At 66.7% G+C, this 207-nt stretch carries 1 protein-coding gene; it reads left to right on the forward strand.

Going from position 1 to position 207, the window contains the following annotated elements; translation table 11 throughout:
• Positions 1-207: hypothetical protein (locus tag MiSe_RS50650; protein ID WP_226595185.1), on the forward strand; the 207-nt coding region annotated here is incomplete at both ends.

The following is a 207-nucleotide window of genomic DNA, read 5'->3' on the forward strand; positions in this document are numbered from 1 at the left end:
TCCCTGGCAGAGCCTGGGAACGAGGGTGGCTCTGCCTGGGAATGGCGTTCCCTGGCAGAGCCTGGGAACGAGGGTGGCTCTGCCTGGGAATGGCGTTCCCTGGCAGAGCCTGGGAACGAGGGTGGCTGTGCCTGGGAATGGCGTTCCCTGGCAGAGCCTGGGAACGAGGGTGGCTGTGCCTGGGAATGGCGTTCCCTGGCAGAGCCT

It is taken from the genome of Microseira wollei NIES-4236, assembly GCF_020521235.1.
Taxonomy (GTDB): Bacteria; Cyanobacteriota; Cyanobacteriia; order Cyanobacteriales; family Aerosakkonemataceae; genus Microseira; species Microseira wollei.